Here is a 17,279-nt window from a genome sequence, read left to right on the forward strand (position 1 = left end):
CGGCTTCAAGCGACGGCAACAACGTCAAGAATGCGTTGCACCACGCGGTCCTGGTCGATCCCGGCAGCTTCGGCTTCGAACGACAGGATGATGCGGTGACGCAGCACGTCGAACAGCACCGCCTGGATATCCTCGGGGCTCACGAAGTCGCGACCGGCCAGCCAGGCGTGGGCGCGGGCGCAACGGTCCAGGGCGATGGAGCCTCGGGGGCTGGCGCCATAGGCGATCCACTCGGCCATTTCCGGGTCGAACTTGGAAGGCGTACGCGTGGCCATGACCAGTTGCACCAGGTATTCCTCTACCGCATCGGCCATGTACAGGCCAAGGATTTCCTTGCGGGCGGCAAAGATCGCCTGTTGGCTGACGCGCCGCTCGGGCTTGGTTTCGCCATTGAGCGCTTCGCCGCGGGCCTGCTGAAGGATGCGCCGTTCGACGGCGGCGTCCGGGAAACCGATCTTCACGTGCATGAGGAAGCGGTCGAGCTGGGCTTCGGGCAGAGGGTAGGTGCCTTCCTGCTCGATGGGGTTCTGCGTGGCCATCACCAAAAACAGCGGCGATAGCTCGTAAGTGCTGCGGCCCACGCTGACCTGGCGCTCGGCCATCGCTTCAAGCAAGGCCGACTGGACCTTGGCCGGGGCGCGGTTGATTTCGTCGGCGAGCACCAGGTTATGGAATATCGGCCCCTGCTGGAACACGAAACTGCCGGTTTCCGGGCGATAGATCTCGGTGCCGGTGATGTCGGCGGGCAGCAGGTCAGGGGTGAACTGGATACGATGGAACTGCGCTTCGATGCCTTCGGCCAGCTCCTTGATCGCCTTGGTCTTGGCCAGCCCCGGTGCGCCTTCGACCAGCATATGGCCGTCGGCGAGCAGGGCGATCAGCAGGCGATCGATGAGTTTTTCCTGGCCGAGAATCTGCGTAGAAAGAAAGGTTCGCAGCGCAAGCAGCGCTTCACGATGTTCCATCGATGACGGTTCCTGGAAAGATGAGCCTGATGGTGGAGCGCGAGCGCCAGGCTTGGGAGGCTTACTTTAATGCATCGAAGGGGGTGACGACTAACGACGTCACGGGTATTTTCAGAAAAACTTGTAGGCTTTTGGTGTGGGAACACGGTCAATGTGGGAGGGGGCTTGCCGCCGATGCCCGTGTGTCGGGCACCGATGTATTAACTGGCCCGCCGCTATCGGGGGCAAGCCCCTTCCCACATTTGAACCAGGGTGCAGCTCAAGTCCGGATGAAAGTGCCAGTGCCTGCGAGGATTTTCTGCAAGGTTTCCTCCACTTCAGCCAGGTCGGATGCGGCCGTGGCGTGGGTGATCTCCAGATGATCCTTGCCACCCAATGCATCGGCATCACCGGCTGCAAGTTCGATCAGCAACGTCGTGGCACTCAAGGTGATCTTCAGCCCATCCAGCGTCGACGGCTCGTAATCCCAGGTCAGTTCCACTTCCTCTTCATCCGGGTAGCGGCTCAACATGAACATTTCGCCGTTCTTGCCGTGGCAGCAAAGCATGGCCATGTTGTCTTCTTCTTCGTCGCACGGGGTGGCCATCAGGGCGTCGGTTTTCAGCTGCAGCATGGGAAATCCTGTGTGGAGGAGGGCGTTGCGCTGGCAATTGTGCCATTGCGGCGAATTTTATGCTGCAGGGTGTGTCAGACCCAGGGCATGACCTGGCGTGCGGTATCAGCCATTTTCGGTACTCAGAGGGCTGAAAAACGCAGGTTTTTTGCCCGGAAAAACGCGGTTGCCCAAGTTGCAACCTATTGCCTGCTTACCGATGACCGAATATGTCGCAGCGTCGCAAGCAGCGGTCTTCCTACACTCGTTAAGCTGCGCAACGGATGTGCCCCGCGCCCGGCGCCTGACCTGCCCGTCGTACCGTCACCCGGCAAGGTGTGCATCTTGTGGAAGTTGTATGTGACCTGACTGTCCTGTCCAGCTTCACCCACCTGTCGGCCTGATTCGTTTATCGTGACCCACGAACAGAGCTGACGGTCTCCCCGCAAGGGGATAACACGCGACGCTTCCATCAATAACAAGCCCAAGCGGAGTACCACAGATGGCGTTCTTCACCGCAGCCAGCAAGGCCGACTTCCAGCATCAACTGCAAGCGGCACTGGCGCAGCACATCAGTGAACAGGCACTGCCACAAGTGGCGCTGTTCGCTGAGCAATTCTTCGGCATCATTTCCCTGGACGAACTGACCCAGCGTCGCCTTTCCGACCTGGCCGGTTGCACCCTGTCTGCCTGGCGCCTGCTTGAGCGCTTCGATCACACCCAACCGCAAGTGCGGGTCTACAACCCCGATTACGAACGTCATGGCTGGCAATCGACCCACACCGCGGTCGAAGTGCTGCACCATGACCTGCCATTTCTGGTGGACTCGGTCCGTACCGAGCTGAACCGCCGTGGCTACAGCATCCATACCCTGCAAACCACCGTGCTCAGCGTGCGCCGTGGCAGCAAGGGTGAGTTGCTGGAAATCCTGCCCAAGGGCACCCAGGGCGAAGGCATCCTGCAAGAATCGCTGATGTACCTGGAAATCGACCGCTGCGCCAACGCCGCCGAGCTGAACGTGCTGAGCAAAGAGCTGGAGCAGGTGCTGGGCGAAGTTCGCGTGGCCGTGGCCGATTTCGAACCGATGAAAGCCAAGGTCCAGGACCTGCTGGCCGGTATCGACGCCAGCGCATTCACGATCGACGGTGAAGAAAAAGCCGAGATCAAGAACTTCCTGGAATGGCTGGTGGGCAACCACTTCACCTTCCTGGGCTATGAAGAGTTCGTGGTACGTGACGAGGCGGACGGCGGTCATATCGAATATGACGCCAGCTCCTTCCTCGGTCTGACCAAGCTGTTGCGCGCCGGCCTCACCGCCGAAGACCTGCGCATCGAAGACTACGCCGTGGCCTACCTGCGTGAACCGACGGTGCTGTCGTTCGCCAAGGCTGCACACCCAAGCCGCGTGCACCGCCCGGCGTATCCGGACTACGTGTCGATCCGCGAGATCAGTGCCGACGGCAAGGTCATCAAGGAACACCGCTTCATGGGCCTCTACACCTCCTCGGTGTACGGCGAAAGCGTGCGAGTGATCCCGTACATTCGCCGCAAGGTAGCGGAAATCGAGCGTCGCTCGGGCTTCCAGGCCAAGGCGCATCTGGGCAAGGAACTGGCCCAAGTGGTTGAAGTGCTGCCCCGTGACGACCTGTTCCAGACCCCGGTCGACGAGCTGTTCAGCACCGTGATGTCGATCGTGCAGATCCAGGAACGCAACAAGATCCGCGTGTTCCTGCGCAAAGATCCGTACGGTCGTTTCTGCTACTGCCTGGCCTATGTGCCGCGCGATATCTATTCCACCGAAGTGCGTCAGAAGATCCAGCAAGTGCTGATGGATCGCCTCAAGGCTTCGGACTGCGAGTTCTGGACCTTCTTCTCCGAGTCCGTGCTGGCCCGTGTGCAACTGATTCTGCGGGTCGACCCGAAGAACCGCCTGGACATCGACCCGCTGCAACTGGAAAAAGAAGTGGTGCAAGCCTGCCGCAGCTGGCAGGACGACTACGCCAGTCTGGTGGTGGAGAGTTTCGGCGAAGCCCACGGCACCAACGTGCTGGCGGACTTCCCCAAAGGCTTCCCGGCCGGCTACCGCGAGCGTTTCGCCGCGCATTCGGCCGTGGTCGATATGCAGCATCTGAACAGCCTCACCGAAGCCAACCCGCTGGTGATGAGCTTCTATCAGCCGCTGGGCCAGGTCTCCGGTCAGCGCGAACTGCATTGCAAGCTCTATCACGCTGACACCCCGCTGGCGCTGTCCGACGTGCTGCCGATCCTGGAAAACCTCGGCCTGCGCGTGCTGGGCGAGTTTCCGTATCGCCTGCGCCATGCCAATGGCCGTGAGTTCTGGATCCATGACTTTGCATTCATCGCCGCCGAAGGCGTGAACCTGGATATCCAGCAGCTCAACGACACCCTGCAGGACGCATTCGTGCACATCGTGCATGGCGATGCCGAGAACGATGCGTTCAACCGCCTGGTATTGACCGCCGGCCTGCCATGGCGCGACGTCGCGTTGCTGCGTGCTTATGCTCGCTACCTCAAGCAGATCCGCCTGGGCTTCGACCTGGGCTATATCGCCAGCACCCTGAACAACCACACCGACATCGCCCGCGAGTTGACCCGGTTGTTCAAGACCCGCTTCTACCTGGCGCGCAAGCTCACCGCCGACGACCTGGAAGACAAGCAGCAACGCCTGGAACAAGCGATCCTCACCGCCCTGGACGACGTTCAGGTGCTCAACGAAGACCGTATCCTGCGTCGCTACCTGGACCTGATCAAGGCGACCCTGCGTACCAACTTCTACCAGACTGACGCCAACGGCCAGAACAAGTCGTACTTCAGCTTCAAGTTCAACCCGCACGCGATCCCCGAGCTGCCCAAGCCGGTGCCGAAGTTTGAAATCTTCGTGTACTCGCCCCGTGTTGAAGGCGTGCATCTGCGCTTCGGCAACGTCGCTCGCGGCGGCCTGCGCTGGTCCGACCGTGAAGAAGACTTCCGTACCGAAGTGCTCGGCCTGGTAAAAGCCCAGCAAGTGAAAAACTCGGTGATCGTGCCGGTGGGCGCCAAGGGCGGCTTCCTGCCGCGTCGCCTGCCATTGGGCGGCAGCCGGGACGAGATCGCGGCCGAGGGCATCGCCTGCTACCGCATCTTCATTTCCGGCCTGTTGGACATTACCGACAACCTGAAGGACGGCGCCCTGGTGCCACCGGCCAACGTCGTGCGTCATGACGACGATGACCCCTACCTGGTGGTGGCGGCGGACAAGGGCACTGCAACCTTCTCCGACATCGCCAACGGCATCGCTATCGACTACGGTTTCTGGCTGGGTGACGCGTTCGCTTCCGGCGGTTCTGCCGGTTACGACCACAAGAAAATGGGCATCACCGCCAAGGGCGCGTGGGTCGGTGTGCAGCGTCACTTCCGTGAGCGCGGCATCAACGTGCAGGAAGACAGCATCACCGTAGTGGGCGTCGGCGATATGGCCGGTGACGTGTTCGGTAATGGTTTGCTGATGTCCGACAAGCTGCAACTGGTCGCGGCCTTCAACCACCTGCACATCTTCATCGACCCGAACCCGAACCCGGCCACCAGCTTCGTCGAGCGCCAGCGCATGTTCGAGCTGCCGCGTTCGTCCTGGACCGACTACGACACCAGCATCATGTCTGAAGGCGGCGGTATCTTCTCGCGAAGCGCCAAGAGCATCGCCATCTCCCCACAGATGAAAGAGCGTTTCGACATCCAGGCCGACAAGCTGACCCCGACCGAACTGCTCAACGCCTTGCTCAAGGCGCCGGTGGACCTGTTGTGGAACGGCGGTATCGGTACCTACGTCAAGGCCAGCACCGAAAGCCATGCCGACGTGGGCGACAAGGCCAACGACGCGCTGCGTGTCAACGGCAACGAGCTGCGCTGCAAGGTGGTGGGCGAGGGCGGTAACCTGGGCATGACCCAACTGGGCCGTGTGGAATTCGGCCTCAATGGCGGCGGTTCCAACACCGACTTCATCGACAACGCCGGTGGCGTGGACTGCTCCGACCACGAAGTGAACATCAAGATCCTGCTCAACGAAGTGGTGCAGGCCGGTGACATGACCGACAAGCAGCGCAACCAGTTGCTGGCGAGCATGACCGACGAAGTCGGCCACCTGGTGTTGGGCAACAACTACAAGCAGACCCAGGCCCTGTCCCTGGCCGCACGCAAGGCTTACGAGCGCGCCGCCGAGTACAAACGCCTGATGAGTGACCTGGAAGGCCGTGGCAAGCTGGACCGCGCCATCGAGTACCTGCCGACCGAAGAGCAGCTCACCGAGCGCGCTTCGACCGGCAAGGGCTTGACCCGTCCGGAGTTGTCGGTGCTGATTTCGTACAGCAAGATCGACCTCAAGGAAGCGCTGCTCAAATCCCTGGTGCCGGATGACGAATACCTGACCCGTGACATGGAGACCGCGTTCCCACCGAGCCTGGTGGCCAAGTTCTCCGAAGCCATGCGTCGCCATCGCCTCAAGCGCGAGATCGTCAGCACCCAGATCGCCAACGACCTGGTCAACCACATGGGCATCACCTTCGTGCAGCGACTCAAAGAGTCGACCGGCATGAGCCCGGCGAACGTCGCCGGTGCCTATGTGATCGTGCGCGATATCTTCCACCTCCCGCACTGGTTCCGTCAGATCGAAGCCCTGGACCACCAGGTGTCGGCCGACGTGCAACTGGAGCTGATGGACGAGCTGATGCGCCTGGGCCGTCGTGCTACGCGCTGGTTCCTGCGCAGCCGTCGCAACGAACAGGACGCCGGGCGTGACACTGCGCACTTCGGTCCGCATCTGGCAGCATTGGGCCTCAAGCTCGACGAACTGCTGGAAGGTCCGACCCGTGAAGGCTGGCAGAACCGTTACCAGGCCTACACCCAGGCCGGCGTACCGGAGTTGTTGGCACGCATGGTTGCAGGCACAACCCACCTATACACCTTGCTGCCGATCATCGAAGCCGCCGACGTGACCGGGCATGACGCCGCCGAAGTGGCCAAAGCCTACTTCGCCGTCGGCAGCGCCCTGGACCTGCCGTGGTACCTGCAGCAGATCAGCGATCTGCCTGTCGCCAACAACTGGCAGGCCCAGGCCCGCGAAGCCTTCCGCGATGACGTGGACTGGCAGCAACGGGCGATTACCATTTCGGTACTGCAAATGGCCGACGCGCCACAAGACATGGAAGCCCGCGTGGCCCTGTGGCTTGAACAGCACCAGGACATGGCTGATCGCTGGCGTGCCATGATGGTGGAAATTCGTGCTGCGGTTGGCACGGACTACGCCATGTACGCGGTGGCCAATCGTGAGTTGCTGGACCTGGCGTTGAGTGGTCAGTCGGTGTTGCAGCCGGCTTGATGCTTCGGTAAACCAAAAGCCCCCGCATCGTGAGATGCGGGGGCTTTTTATTTGATCTGGAATGCGATCAATGTGGGAGCTGGCTTGCCTGCGATAGCGGTGGGTCAGTTAATAATCGAGTCACTGGTACACCGCTATCGCAGGCAAGCCAGCTCCCACAGTTTGAACTTCATTCGGAATCAGTGGTGTTTGAGTAGCCGGGTTTCCAGGTGATCCAGGTGCTGAGTCATCAGGGCGACAGCCGTGTGGGCGTCGCGCTGTTCCACGGCATCCACAATCGCCACATGCTCCTGCCACGCACAATACGTGCAGGCCTTCGTTTCAAATTGCGCAATGATCAACGACGTCAACGGCACCAGGCTGTTGAGAAACTGTGCCAACGGCGCATTGCCTGCCATGTGCGCCAGTTGCAGATGAAACTCTCCAGAAAACCGGATCGCCGGCCCACGCTGGTCACGCTCAATGGCGTCGCGCTCCTGCGCAATCAGCTCGCGCAGTTGGCGGATTTGCATCGCTGTGGCCTGGGCGCAGGCCAGTTGCACCACGGTCATTTCGGTCAGGCGCCGTGCTTCAAGAATCTGCCGTGTGTGCTGGGCATCCGGCGCGGCGACCTGGGCGCGCTGGTTGGGGCGCAGGATGACCACTTGCTGATGGGACAGCTTGGCGAGCACCCGGCGAATCACGCTGCGGCTCACGCCAAAGAGTTCGCCCAGGCCTTCTTCGGTGAAGCGGCTGGCAGGCGCAATGCGTTGCTCAAGGATCGCGTCGAACAAGCGCGGGTAGATGTCGTCAACCGAAGGCTTCTTGCCCGACACCAGGCGCAGGCAGGGCAGAGGGTCACGTTGCAGGGCGTGGACGTTCATGGCCGGTCTCCAATTATTCAGCTGCCCAGATGGTCATCCGGGATATTCAAGCGAATGCCCATGCGCAAGCCTTCCTGCAGGATGTGCCGACGCAATTCGGCACTGGCCAGGGCGCTGTTCTTGTTGCGGATGGCGCGTACCACGGCTTCGTTCTCTTGCAGGCGTTCGGCCAGGTGTTCAGGGGAGTTGCGCAATACCTGGGCGCTTTGTTTGAGCGCGGTGCTGGTTTGCTGCACCACGTTCTGGAAGATCGGGTTGGAGGTCAGGGCAAACAGTTCTTCGTGAAAGTCGATGTAGGCGTTCATGCCCGCCTCGGCGTCGCCGGCATCCAGGGCTTCGCGCATGTCCATCAGCGTCAGGCGCAGTTGGCCGATTTCCTTGCTGCTGATGGATTGGGCGACCAGGCCGACGATGAAGGGTTCGAGGGTATAGCGCAGTTGCAGGATGTCTTCCAGGCTGGCGTCGGCCACCGCGTCGCTCGACTGCGGCTCGCTGACGCTGGTTTCCAGTACCACCACACCTTTGCCCGGCATGGAACGCACCAGGCCCAAGGTCTCCAGCACGATCACCGCTTCACGCAGGCTCGGGCGGCTGATACCCAGTTGCTCGGCCAGCTCACGCTGGCCTGGCAGCATTTCACCGCGGCGCCACTGGCCTCGCGCCAAGGCGGCGCGCAGTTTTTCTACCACTGAATTGACGACGGTTGAGGTGCTGATCACGTCGAAGGCTCCTTGATGTTGCTCATACAGTATTCAGTCTGGCAAAGGGCCAATGTGGGAGCTGGCTTGCCTGCGATGACTGAGTGTCAGGCACTACATTTGACGCTGACTCACCGCTATCGCAGGCAAGCCAGCTCCCACATTGGATGGGTGTTGTCCTAGAACTCCTGATGCGCCGGCAGCACCGGCTTCTTGGCCTGAAAGGCATAGCCCTGCTGGCCGTCGAGCACCTTGTTGGCACGCTGGATATCGATATCTTTTTCCCAGCGAGCAATCGCCACGGTAGCCACGCAGTTGCCGATCAGGTTGGTCAGCGCACGACCGATCCCCATGAACCAGTCCACCGCCAGCACCAACACCAGGCCCACCACCGGAATTGCCGGGATCGCCGTGAGTGTCGCCGCTAGAATCACCAGTGCCGAGCCCGGAATGCCGTGGGCGCCTTTGGAGGTGATCAACGATACCAGGAGGATGGTCAACAAGTCGGTCATCGACAGCGGTGTACCGGTGGCGTTGGCGATAAACACGATGGCCAGGGTCAGGTAGATCGAGAAACCGTCGAGGTTGAACGAGTACCCGGTGGGAATTACCAAACCCACGGTGGAACTGCCAATGCCCAAATGTTCCAGCTTGCGCATGATCTGCGGCAGCACAGCGTCGGACGAAGCGGTGCCCATCACGATCAGCAGCTCTTCGCGCAGGTACTTGAGCAGCGGCAGCATCCGCAGGCCGGACAAGCGCATTACCAGCCCGAGGATCAGCGCGACAAAGGCAAAGCACGTCAGGTAGAACAGCCCAACCAGGCTGCCCAGGTGTTGCAGCGAGTCCAGGCCGTAGGTGCTGGTGGTGAACGCGATGGCACCGAATACGCCAATCGGCGCCAGGCGCACGATCATGCCCATGATGCGGAAGATCACATGGCTAAGCTCATTGATCAGCCGCGAGATACCGCTGGCCGCTTCGCCCACCAGGTTCAGCGCACTGCCGAACAGCACCGAGAACAGCAGCACCTGCAACACGTTGTTATCGGCAAACGCACCGATCACCGAGTTGGGAATCAGGTCCATCAGGAACTGGCTGGTGCCCTTGATGTGTTGGCCCTTGTCGGCCAGCTCATTCAAGCCGGCGGAAGAGAGTTGCTCAAGATGAATATTGGCGCCGCTGCCGATGCCGGTGCTGAAGGCCATGATCAGGCCAAGCACCAGGGCGACGGTGGTCAGCACTTCAAAGTAGATCACCGACTTGAGCCCGATACGCCCGACCTTCTTCAAATCGCCGGCGCCGGAAATACCGCTGACCACGACACAGAACACGATCAGGCCGATCAGCATTTTGATCAGCTTGATAAAGCCGTCGCCCAGGGGTTTGAGTTGTGAGGAAAATTCGGGAAGGGCCAGGCCGCAGGCGATGCCGAGCATCAGGCCAATCACGACTTGCAGGAAAATCGAACGCGAGCACCATCTGAGCATGGGAGGGATCTCTATTCGGTGCCCTGGTGGTTCCAGGGCTTAATTGTTGTGGTCTTACCGGTAAGTCCAGTGCGCGGCCAGTCTACGCTTGGTTTTTTTCAAACAACAAGTAAATATTCAGCGGTTGGCAGGTCCCGGTCTGACCAGTTGGTCGGTAAGTACGGTGCTTGAGCGGTTGACGGGGATTAATTTTTTTTGCGTATCATCGCCTTGGGCATACGAGGTGATGGATGGACCAATCAGGGCTTACAACCGACGAAGCAGGGCGCATGTATTGCGCCTGGCGCACTGCAGCGCCTGCGTACCTGCATTACCACGACCACGAGTGGGGTGTGCCGGTGGCGGATGACATCGCGTTGTACGAGAAGATCTGCCTGGAGGGGTTTCAGGCTGGGATGGCGTGGATCACCATTCTGCGCAAGCGCGATAACTTTCGGCAGGCGTTCGAGGGTTTTGATTTTCGCCGGGTGGCGCAGTACGGCGAAGCGGACATTGAGCGGTTGATGAGCGAGCCGGGCATCGTGCGCAATCGGGCAAAGATCATCTCGGCCATCAACAACGCACGCCGGGCCTGTGAACTTGTGGAGGAGACCGGCTCGCTGGCGCGCTGGCTGTGGGCGTTCGAGCCCGCCGCAGAAGAGCGGCCGGCAGTGGTGGACATGGCTTACTGGACGGCCAATCCGACCTCAGCGGCTTCGATGCGCTTGTCCAAGGCCCTGAAGAAACGCGGCTGGACCTTCGTCGGCCCGACCACGATGTATGCGTTGATGCAGGCGATGGGGATGGTCAATGATCATCTGGAGGGTTGCGAGTGCCGGCTGCGCATTGAACACCAGCGCGACCTATTCAAACGTCCCTGACCAGACACGGTTAAAACTGTGGGAGCAGGCAAGCCAGCTCCCCCATGGGTTTTGTGGTGTTGCTGATTATTTGGGAAGCGGGGTGAGTACCTCAGCCTTGTCATCCAGCACCATCACCACCAGCAGCCTGGCCGGTTGGGTCTGGCTGGCATTGCTTGACTCAAAATGCCGCGAGCCGGCCGGTTCGTAGAACGATTGCCCGGCTTTGTAGGTGATCGCCTTTTCATCATTGACCCGCGAGGTGATCTCGCCTTCGAGCACATAAGCCACGGCGGTGCCGGTGTGGCTATGGGGCACGGTGGCCTGGCCGGGGGCGTAGTCAACGGTGAGCATGATGGTTTTCTTGCCGGGCACGTTGGTCAAGGGGTGCTCCTGCAGCACCTTGAGCGTTTCCTGGTTGTATACCGGGTCGTGGGCAAATGCGCTGAGGGAGGTGAGCATCAGCGTGGTGGCGAGCAATCGTTTCATGATCAGGATTCCGCGTAGTTCGAGACCTCTTCACCCTACGCCGTAGCCTGTACGCCACCAATGACCAATACGCCGGAAAACCCCTTAGCCAATCTGCCGGAGAATATCGCGCACCTTGTCCAGCGCCGGATCGATGTCCAGGGTCTCGATGGCGCCGAAGCCGAAAATCAGCCCCGAGCGTAATGGCACGTCTTGGAAGAATACGTCCAGGGGGTACAACCCCACCTCGACCTGACGCGCCTGTTCTATCAGCAATGGGATATTCAACGCCACCTTGCACAATGCCGCCAGGTGAAAGCCCGCCACCGTCGGAACCGCCTCGAACCACGGTGACAGATCGCCCGCCAGACGCTGCAGTATTCGTTCGCGACGCCCCGCGTAGATGCTGTGGCAACGGCGAATATGCTTGAGCAGGTAGCCTTCGCTGATGAACTTCGCCAATGCCCACTGCGGCAGGGTAGAGCTGTGCTGGTCGGTCAACTGCTTGGCCTTGAGCACCGCGCCATAGATCGCTGGCGGCAGCACCGCGTAGCCCAGGCGCAACTCGGGCAACAGGGTTTTGGAAAAGGTCCCGACGTAGGTGACCACGCCTCGGGTGTCCAGGCTTTGCAGGGAGTCGGTGGGGCGCCCTTCGTAGCGAAATTCGCTGTCGTAGTCGTCTTCGATGATGATCGCACCCAGCTCGATTGCGCGGTCCAGCAGTGCCTGGCGGCGCCTCTGACTCATCGGCATGCCGAGGGGGAACTGGTGGGACGGGGTTACATAGATCAGACGGGTGCCATCGGGGATCTGGTCGACCTGGAGCCCCTGTTCGTCGACGGCCACGCTGGCGACGCTGGCGCCCATCGCTACGAACATTTGGCGCGCGGGGCTATAGCCTGGGTCTTCCATCGCGACCATGCTGCCGGGTTCCAGCACCACGCGGGCAATCAGGTCCAGCGCCTGCTGCGCGCCATTGGTGACCACGATATCGCTGGCGCGGCATTTGACCCCTCGGGAAAACGCGATATGCCCGGCGATGGCCTCGCGCAATGCCGGTAACCCTTCCGGTTGGCTGTAGAAACCACTGTTCTGGGCGATACGGCGCAGCGCATCCTGGGTGCAGCGTCGCCATTCGTCCTGGGGGAATTGGTTGCGTGCAGTCGCGCCGCCGATAAATTCGTAGCGCAGGATGCCCTCACGGGACGGGTGGCCCATGGGCGAGGGCAGTGCTGCCCACTTGCCCAGGTTGGCGGCGCAGGCCAGGTCGGTGGCGGTTTGCACACGATCGGGTTGGGGCGCCCACGCATTGACGAAAGTGCCGCGGCCGATCTTGCCGATCAGCAGGCCTTCGTACGTGAGTGTGGTGTAGGTATCCGACACCGTCTTGCGCGATACGCCCAGTTGTTCGGCGAGCAGGCGGCTCGGTGGCAGTTGCGCACCCGCCGACAGTCGCCCGGTGGCGATAGCTTCGCGCAGTTGCTGATAAAGCTGGGCAGCCAGGTCCTTGCGGCCATTGATGACGAGGTGCAGTTCCATGTTTCATCCTGGAGACAGATCGATCCGCGCCAAGGTTACGCGCAAATCGATCTGAAGAAACCAGGCAGCGTCAGGACAGGAAGCCGCCGTCTACATTCAACGACACACCGGTGGTGTAGCTTGACGCATCGCTGGCCAGATACAACACCGCGCCGGCCATTTCGCTGGGGTCGGCGACGCGCTTGAGGGGGATCTGCGCCAGGGCCACTTTCAGGATCGAATCGTTCTTGACCAGCGCCGAGGCGAATTTGGTATCAGTCAGGCCCGGCAGCAGTGCGTTGCAACGGATGCCGAATGCCGCGCATTCCTTGGCGAACACCTTGGTCATGTTGATCACGGCAGCCTTGGTGACCGAGTAGATGCCCTGGAACACGCCCGGCGAAATACCGTTGATCGATGCCACGTTGATGATGCTGCCGCCGCCGTTCTCGCGCATCAGCTTGCCGGCTTCCACCGACATGAAGAAGTAACCGCGGATATTCACGTCGACCGTCTTCTGGAATGCGCCAAGGTCGGTATCCAGCACGTTGCAGAACTGCGGGTTGGTCGCGGCGTTGTTGACCAGAATATCCAGGCGGCCGAACTGTTCGCGGATGCCGGCGAACACCCGGGTAATCTGCTCCATTTCACCGATATGGCAGGCAATCGCCGTGGCCTTGCCGCCGTCGGCAATGATCGCGTCGGCGACGTGCTGGCAACCTTCCAGCTTGCGGCTGGAGACGATCACGTGGGCGCCTTGCTGGGCCAGCAGCTTGGCAATGGCCTCGCCGATACCACGGCTGGCGCCGGAAACGAAGGCGATCTTGCCGTCAAGGTCAAACAGGTTGGTCTTGGACATAAGGGTTCCTTGTGGTTGCGATCAGAGCGCTGATTTGCCAATGACATTCAGGCTCATTTGCTCCAGCAGCTTGTTCATGTGGATGAACTGCGCAAAGCGTTTGTCCTGGGTCTGGCCGTGGAAAAAGCGGTAGTAGATCTGCTGCACGATGCCGGCCAGCCGGAACAGGCCGTAGGTGTAATAGAAATCGAAATTGTCGATCGCAAGCCCCGAGCGCTCGGCGTAGTAGTCGACAAACTGACGGCGGGTGAGCATCCCCGGGGCGTTGCTCGGCTGGCGCCGCATCAGTTGCACCGGCGCCGGGTCTGCGGCTTCGATCCAGTAGGCGAGGGTGTTGCCCAGGTCCATCAGCGGGTCGCCCAGAGTGGTCAGTTCCCAATCCAGCACACCGATGATTTGCATCGGGTTATGCGGGTCGAGGATCACGTTATCGAAGCGGTAGTCGTTATGCACGATGCTGGATGTGGGCGAATCGGCTGGCATTTTGTCGTTGAGCCAGGCGCGCACCGCTTCCCATTTTGGCGCATCAGGGGTCAGGGCTTTTTCGTAGCGCTCGCCCCAGCCACGAATCTGCCGCGCCACGTAGCCTTCAGGCTTGCCCAGGTCGGCCAGGCCGCAGGCGCTGTAGTCGACTTGATGCAGTTCGACGAACTTGTCGATAAAGCTTTTGCACAGCGCTTGAGTCTTGGCCGCGTCCAGGCCCAGTTCGGGCGGCAGGTCAGAGCGCAGGATGATGCCGTTGACCCGTTCCATCACATAGAACTCGGCACCGATCACTGATTCATCGGTGCAGTGCACGTATGCCTTGGGGCAATACGGAAAACCATCTTTGAGCTGGTTGAGAATGCGGTATTCGCGGCCCATGTCGTGGGCGGACTTGGCCTTGTGGCCAAACGGCGGGCGACGCAGCACGAATTCCTGGCCTGGATATTCCAGCAGGTAGGTCAGGTTCGATGCGCCGCCGGGGAACTGACTGATCGCAGGCGTGCCGTTCAAGCCCGGAATGTGGGCCTTGAGGTAGGGATCGATCAGGCTGGCATCAAGTTCTTCGCCGGGGCGAATCTGGGTCGATTGGTCGTTCAGCGCCATGCTTATCCCTTCTGCTTATTCTAAAGGCCTTGGACTATTTCCTAATCTAATGCGCACCGCCGCCCAGCGACAAGGTCGGGGCGGCTTAATAGGTTAGCGTGTTGAAGGGTGATCAGCGTGCCTGATCGGTCATTTTGCGGGCGCTGGCAGCGCAACCGGCGTGAGCACAGGACGGCCGGCGAAGTATTCCACCAGGTTGTCGGCCACCCGCTGCACGGTGTCATGGGCAGCCTCCGGTGACAGGCCGGCCACATGGGAGGTCAGGACGGTATTGCTCAGGCGCTTGAGGGCGTCGGGCACCTTGGGTTCGTCGTCGAATACATCCAGCGCGGCGCCGCCGATACGCCGTTGCTCCAGGGCAGCCACGAGGTCAGCGGTCACCACCACGCTGCCGCGGCCAATGTTCACCAGATAGCCATTGGGGCCCAACGCATCCAGCGCATGTTTATCGATCAGATGGCGAGTGCTGGCCCCACCTGGCGTGGCCAGGATCAGGAAGTCCGAGGTGCGCGCCAGTTCGACGGCCGTTGAACAGTAGGTGTAATCCACGTCATCGCGGGGTTGGCGGTTGTGATAGCTCACCTCCATGCCGAAGCCGAGGGCGGCGCGCCTGGCGATTTCCATCCCCACGGCACCGAGCCCGAGAATTCCCAGTTGCTTGCCGGCCAGGGAAGGGCGCATGACCTTCGGCCATTCGCTGCGCCGCACGGCGGCATCGGTCTGGGGAATCCCGCGCACCAGCGAGAGCAGCAGCGCCATGGCGTGATCGGCCACCGAGGGGGCGTTCACGCCGGCACCGTTGGTGACCACGATCCCACGGTTGCTTGCCGCTTGCAGGTCCACGTGTTCGTAGCCGGCACCGATCACGCAGATGATTTCCAGCAACGGCAGTGCGGCGATTTCATCAGCGTACAACCCCAGCGGGCCACGGGTCAGCACGGCCTTGATCTGCCCACCGTGCAACTTGATCGCCTGAGCGCGTTCGGCGGGCGTCGGCGCCAGAATCACATGAAAGTCATTGCTCTCGATGATTTGCAGGTATTCGTTGATGGTTTCAACCAGGACTAGAACGGTGGTGGGCATGGGGCAGCTCTCCGGTGAGTTCGATGCTCGGAGTATGCTGCATTTTTGTTGCGCGAAATGCTGAGGGCGCTGAGAAAGCGCCCCTGATTTTGCGAAAAGTGCCAGCGTCTCGGCGAGCGGGAGACGCTGTTTGCACGCGTGCGAATTATTTAGCGGCTACGGGCTTGCGTACCTTGCTCTGTTCGGCCGCTACGATGTCCATGTAATCGTAGGTAGGAAAGAACTCCGTCCTGAAGGGGCCCCATGCAGAGCGTTCGATGGCGAGATTGACTTCCCGCAGGCGCGAGGCGGGGAAGCGTAGAACGATGACGTGACCGATCCCCATGGCGATGTTCCAACTGACAATCTCTACCCCTTCAGGAGGGAATACTTTAAAGAGTTCCTGTTCGGTGAGTTTTGTTCTTATTTCGTTCAAGTTGCGAGATTGGTCATGTTTGAGGAAGACGGTCAACATGACCGCATTGTCAGCGCTGATGGCGACAGGTTTTCCTGACGTGGAAGCCTGCGCATGAAGGCCGCCTGAAACAAGGGTAGAGAGCAATAAAACAGACGCCAATAAAGGCTTTAATAGTGTTTTCATTGAGTGAGGCCTTTTATGAGTATTGTCGCTACTCGTGGGATGAGTGTTGAGGGTTAGTGGGTGGGGGTAGTTTTGACTGATCCGGTATAGGGCGCATGAACCACATGTATTCGAACAAGAGGGTTGGCGTCGATCATGTCGCGCGGCACTTCACGAGAATAAGTGAATTCCTGATTGTTCAACGTCTCAAGTTTTCTGACGATGGTTTTCGTTGCACCTTTATCCGGTATCAGGATATGGTTTTTCTTGTCACCCGTTACCATGAAGTAACCGCCGCCGCCGTTGTCATATTTTGATAGCCCGGTATCGGTGTAGAAAAATTCGTAGCGATTACGTTCAGGGTCCCACACTGATATTCCAACGACACCTGGGTACTTGTCCTTTACGTCGATCTCCGGGGCGCCTTCTATATAAACTTTTGTCGTCAGCCAGCGGGGGGATGTACCCAGGGCACTTGCGTCTGAGTTTTCTACTGCCGGTTGTGCTTGGCTGGCCAATGGGCTGAGTATTCCGGTGGCAAGTATCAGGGAGAAAATAAGGTTGTGTTTGTTCATCTAGTCGCTCCTGATGAGTGAGGTTTTTAATTCTGCTGTGGTGGGTTTAGATGCTTTTGTTTTTTTGAACTGGACTGGAATATAAACGTGATAGAAGGGGCTCTCAATGCCTGGGAAAACCCTTGCAACAAATGCCGCAATCATTAGAGTTTCAATCGAGAGGCGTTGATTAACTGTATGTAAGAACTTTCTTATATGTGAGGGTGTTTAACTTTAATTGATATTGGGTCTCTGTCAGCGGCTCCCCACTGGCGAACTTTGAGTGACTGGGTTTATTTAAACAAAGCTTCGTCGGCCTTGCGTGATCGAC

At 60.0% G+C, this 17,279-nt stretch carries 14 protein-coding genes; 2 read left to right on the forward strand and 12 right to left on the reverse strand.

Features of this window, described 5'->3' with window-relative positions; translation table 11 throughout:
• Positions 1 to 5: 5 nt before the first annotated feature.
• The gene (locus E4O98_RS19690; protein ID WP_005787860.1) at positions 6 to 965 is read right to left on the reverse strand and encodes a MoxR family ATPase; all 960 of its coding nucleotides are present in this window, start codon (positions 963 to 965) and stop codon (positions 6 to 8) included.
• 259 nt (positions 966 to 1,224) lie between these two features.
• Entirely contained in the window at positions 1,225 to 1,578 is a 354-nt protein-coding gene (locus E4O98_RS19695; RefSeq protein WP_078821216.1) for a hypothetical protein, read from the reverse strand.
• Between the two features lie 481 nt (positions 1,579 to 2,059).
• Between E4O98_RS19695 and E4O98_RS19700 the strand changes: the two genes are divergently transcribed.
• Positions 2,060 to 6,928, forward strand: coding sequence for an NAD-glutamate dehydrogenase (locus E4O98_RS19700; RefSeq protein ID WP_032880832.1), 4,869 nt, complete (start codon positions 2,060 to 2,062; stop codon positions 6,926 to 6,928).
• A 179-nt stretch (positions 6,929 to 7,107) separates the two neighbouring features.
• Here E4O98_RS19700 and E4O98_RS19705 read toward each other — a convergent pair whose 3' ends face one another.
• The 3 genes from E4O98_RS19705 to E4O98_RS19715 all read right to left on the reverse strand — a co-directional run bounded on the left by E4O98_RS19705 (position 7,108) and on the right by E4O98_RS19715 (position 9,994).
• Positions 7,108 to 7,791, reverse strand: coding sequence for a GntR family transcriptional regulator (locus E4O98_RS19705; protein WP_078821218.1), 684 nt, complete (start codon positions 7,789 to 7,791; stop codon positions 7,108 to 7,110).
• A gap of 17 nt (positions 7,792 to 7,808) precedes the next feature.
• Positions 7,809 to 8,510 carry a FadR/GntR family transcriptional regulator gene (locus tag E4O98_RS19710; RefSeq protein WP_248136049.1) on the reverse strand — a complete coding sequence of 234 codons (702 nt, stop codon included), beginning with the start codon at positions 8,508 to 8,510 and terminating at the stop codon, positions 7,809 to 7,811.
• A gap of 158 nt (positions 8,511 to 8,668) precedes the next feature.
• Positions 8,669 to 9,994: a C4-dicarboxylate transporter DctA gene (locus E4O98_RS19715; RefSeq protein ID WP_177327440.1), complete on the reverse strand. Its 1,326-nt coding sequence runs from the start codon at positions 9,992 to 9,994 to the stop codon at positions 8,669 to 8,671.
• Between the two features lie 215 nt (positions 9,995 to 10,209).
• Here E4O98_RS19715 and E4O98_RS19720 point away from each other — a divergent pair, with 215 nt between their 5' ends.
• Positions 10,210 to 10,839, forward strand: a complete 630-nt coding sequence (locus E4O98_RS19720; RefSeq protein ID WP_282445154.1) for a DNA-3-methyladenine glycosylase I — start codon at positions 10,210 to 10,212, stop codon at positions 10,837 to 10,839.
• A gap of 66 nt (positions 10,840 to 10,905) precedes the next feature.
• Here the strand turns inward: E4O98_RS19720 and E4O98_RS19725 are convergent, their stop codons facing one another.
• The 7 genes from E4O98_RS19725 to E4O98_RS19755 form a co-directional block, all read right to left on the reverse strand.
• Positions 10,906 to 11,307: a cupin domain-containing protein gene (locus tag E4O98_RS19725; RefSeq protein ID WP_248128004.1), complete on the reverse strand. Its 402-nt coding sequence runs from the start codon at positions 11,305 to 11,307 to the stop codon at positions 10,906 to 10,908.
• Between the two features lie 84 nt (positions 11,308 to 11,391).
• On the reverse strand, positions 11,392 to 12,825 hold the full coding sequence (locus tag E4O98_RS19730) for a PLP-dependent aminotransferase family protein (protein ID WP_248136050.1): 1,434 nt from the start codon (positions 12,823 to 12,825) through the stop codon (positions 11,392 to 11,394).
• Positions 12,826 to 12,895: 70 nt separating this feature from the next.
• Positions 12,896 to 13,663 carry an SDR family oxidoreductase gene (locus E4O98_RS19735; protein WP_223018860.1) on the reverse strand — a complete coding sequence of 256 codons (768 nt, stop codon included), beginning with the start codon at positions 13,661 to 13,663 and terminating at the stop codon, positions 12,896 to 12,898.
• A gap of 21 nt (positions 13,664 to 13,684) precedes the next feature.
• Positions 13,685 to 14,752 (reverse strand): phosphotransferase family protein, encoded by a 1,068-nt coding sequence (locus tag E4O98_RS19740; RefSeq protein WP_032880838.1) that lies wholly within the window; start codon positions 14,750 to 14,752, stop codon positions 13,685 to 13,687.
• A 129-nt stretch (positions 14,753 to 14,881) separates the two neighbouring features.
• Positions 14,882 to 15,835 (reverse strand): 2-hydroxyacid dehydrogenase, encoded by a 954-nt coding sequence (locus E4O98_RS19745; RefSeq protein ID WP_148853925.1) that lies wholly within the window; start codon positions 15,833 to 15,835, stop codon positions 14,882 to 14,884.
• 145 nt (positions 15,836 to 15,980) lie between these two features.
• Positions 15,981 to 16,415: a hypothetical protein gene (locus E4O98_RS19750; protein WP_078821223.1), complete on the reverse strand. Its 435-nt coding sequence runs from the start codon at positions 16,413 to 16,415 to the stop codon at positions 15,981 to 15,983.
• A 53-nt stretch (positions 16,416 to 16,468) separates the two neighbouring features.
• Positions 16,469 to 16,969 (reverse strand): DUF4822 domain-containing protein, encoded by a 501-nt coding sequence (locus E4O98_RS19755; RefSeq protein WP_032880841.1) that lies wholly within the window; start codon positions 16,967 to 16,969, stop codon positions 16,469 to 16,471.
• Between the last annotated feature and the right edge of the window lie 310 nt (positions 16,970 to 17,279).

It is taken from the genome of Pseudomonas sp. W2Jun17, from assembly GCF_023127795.1.
In the GTDB taxonomy this organism is placed as follows: domain Bacteria; phylum Pseudomonadota; class Gammaproteobacteria; order Pseudomonadales; family Pseudomonadaceae; genus Aquipseudomonas; species Aquipseudomonas synxantha_A.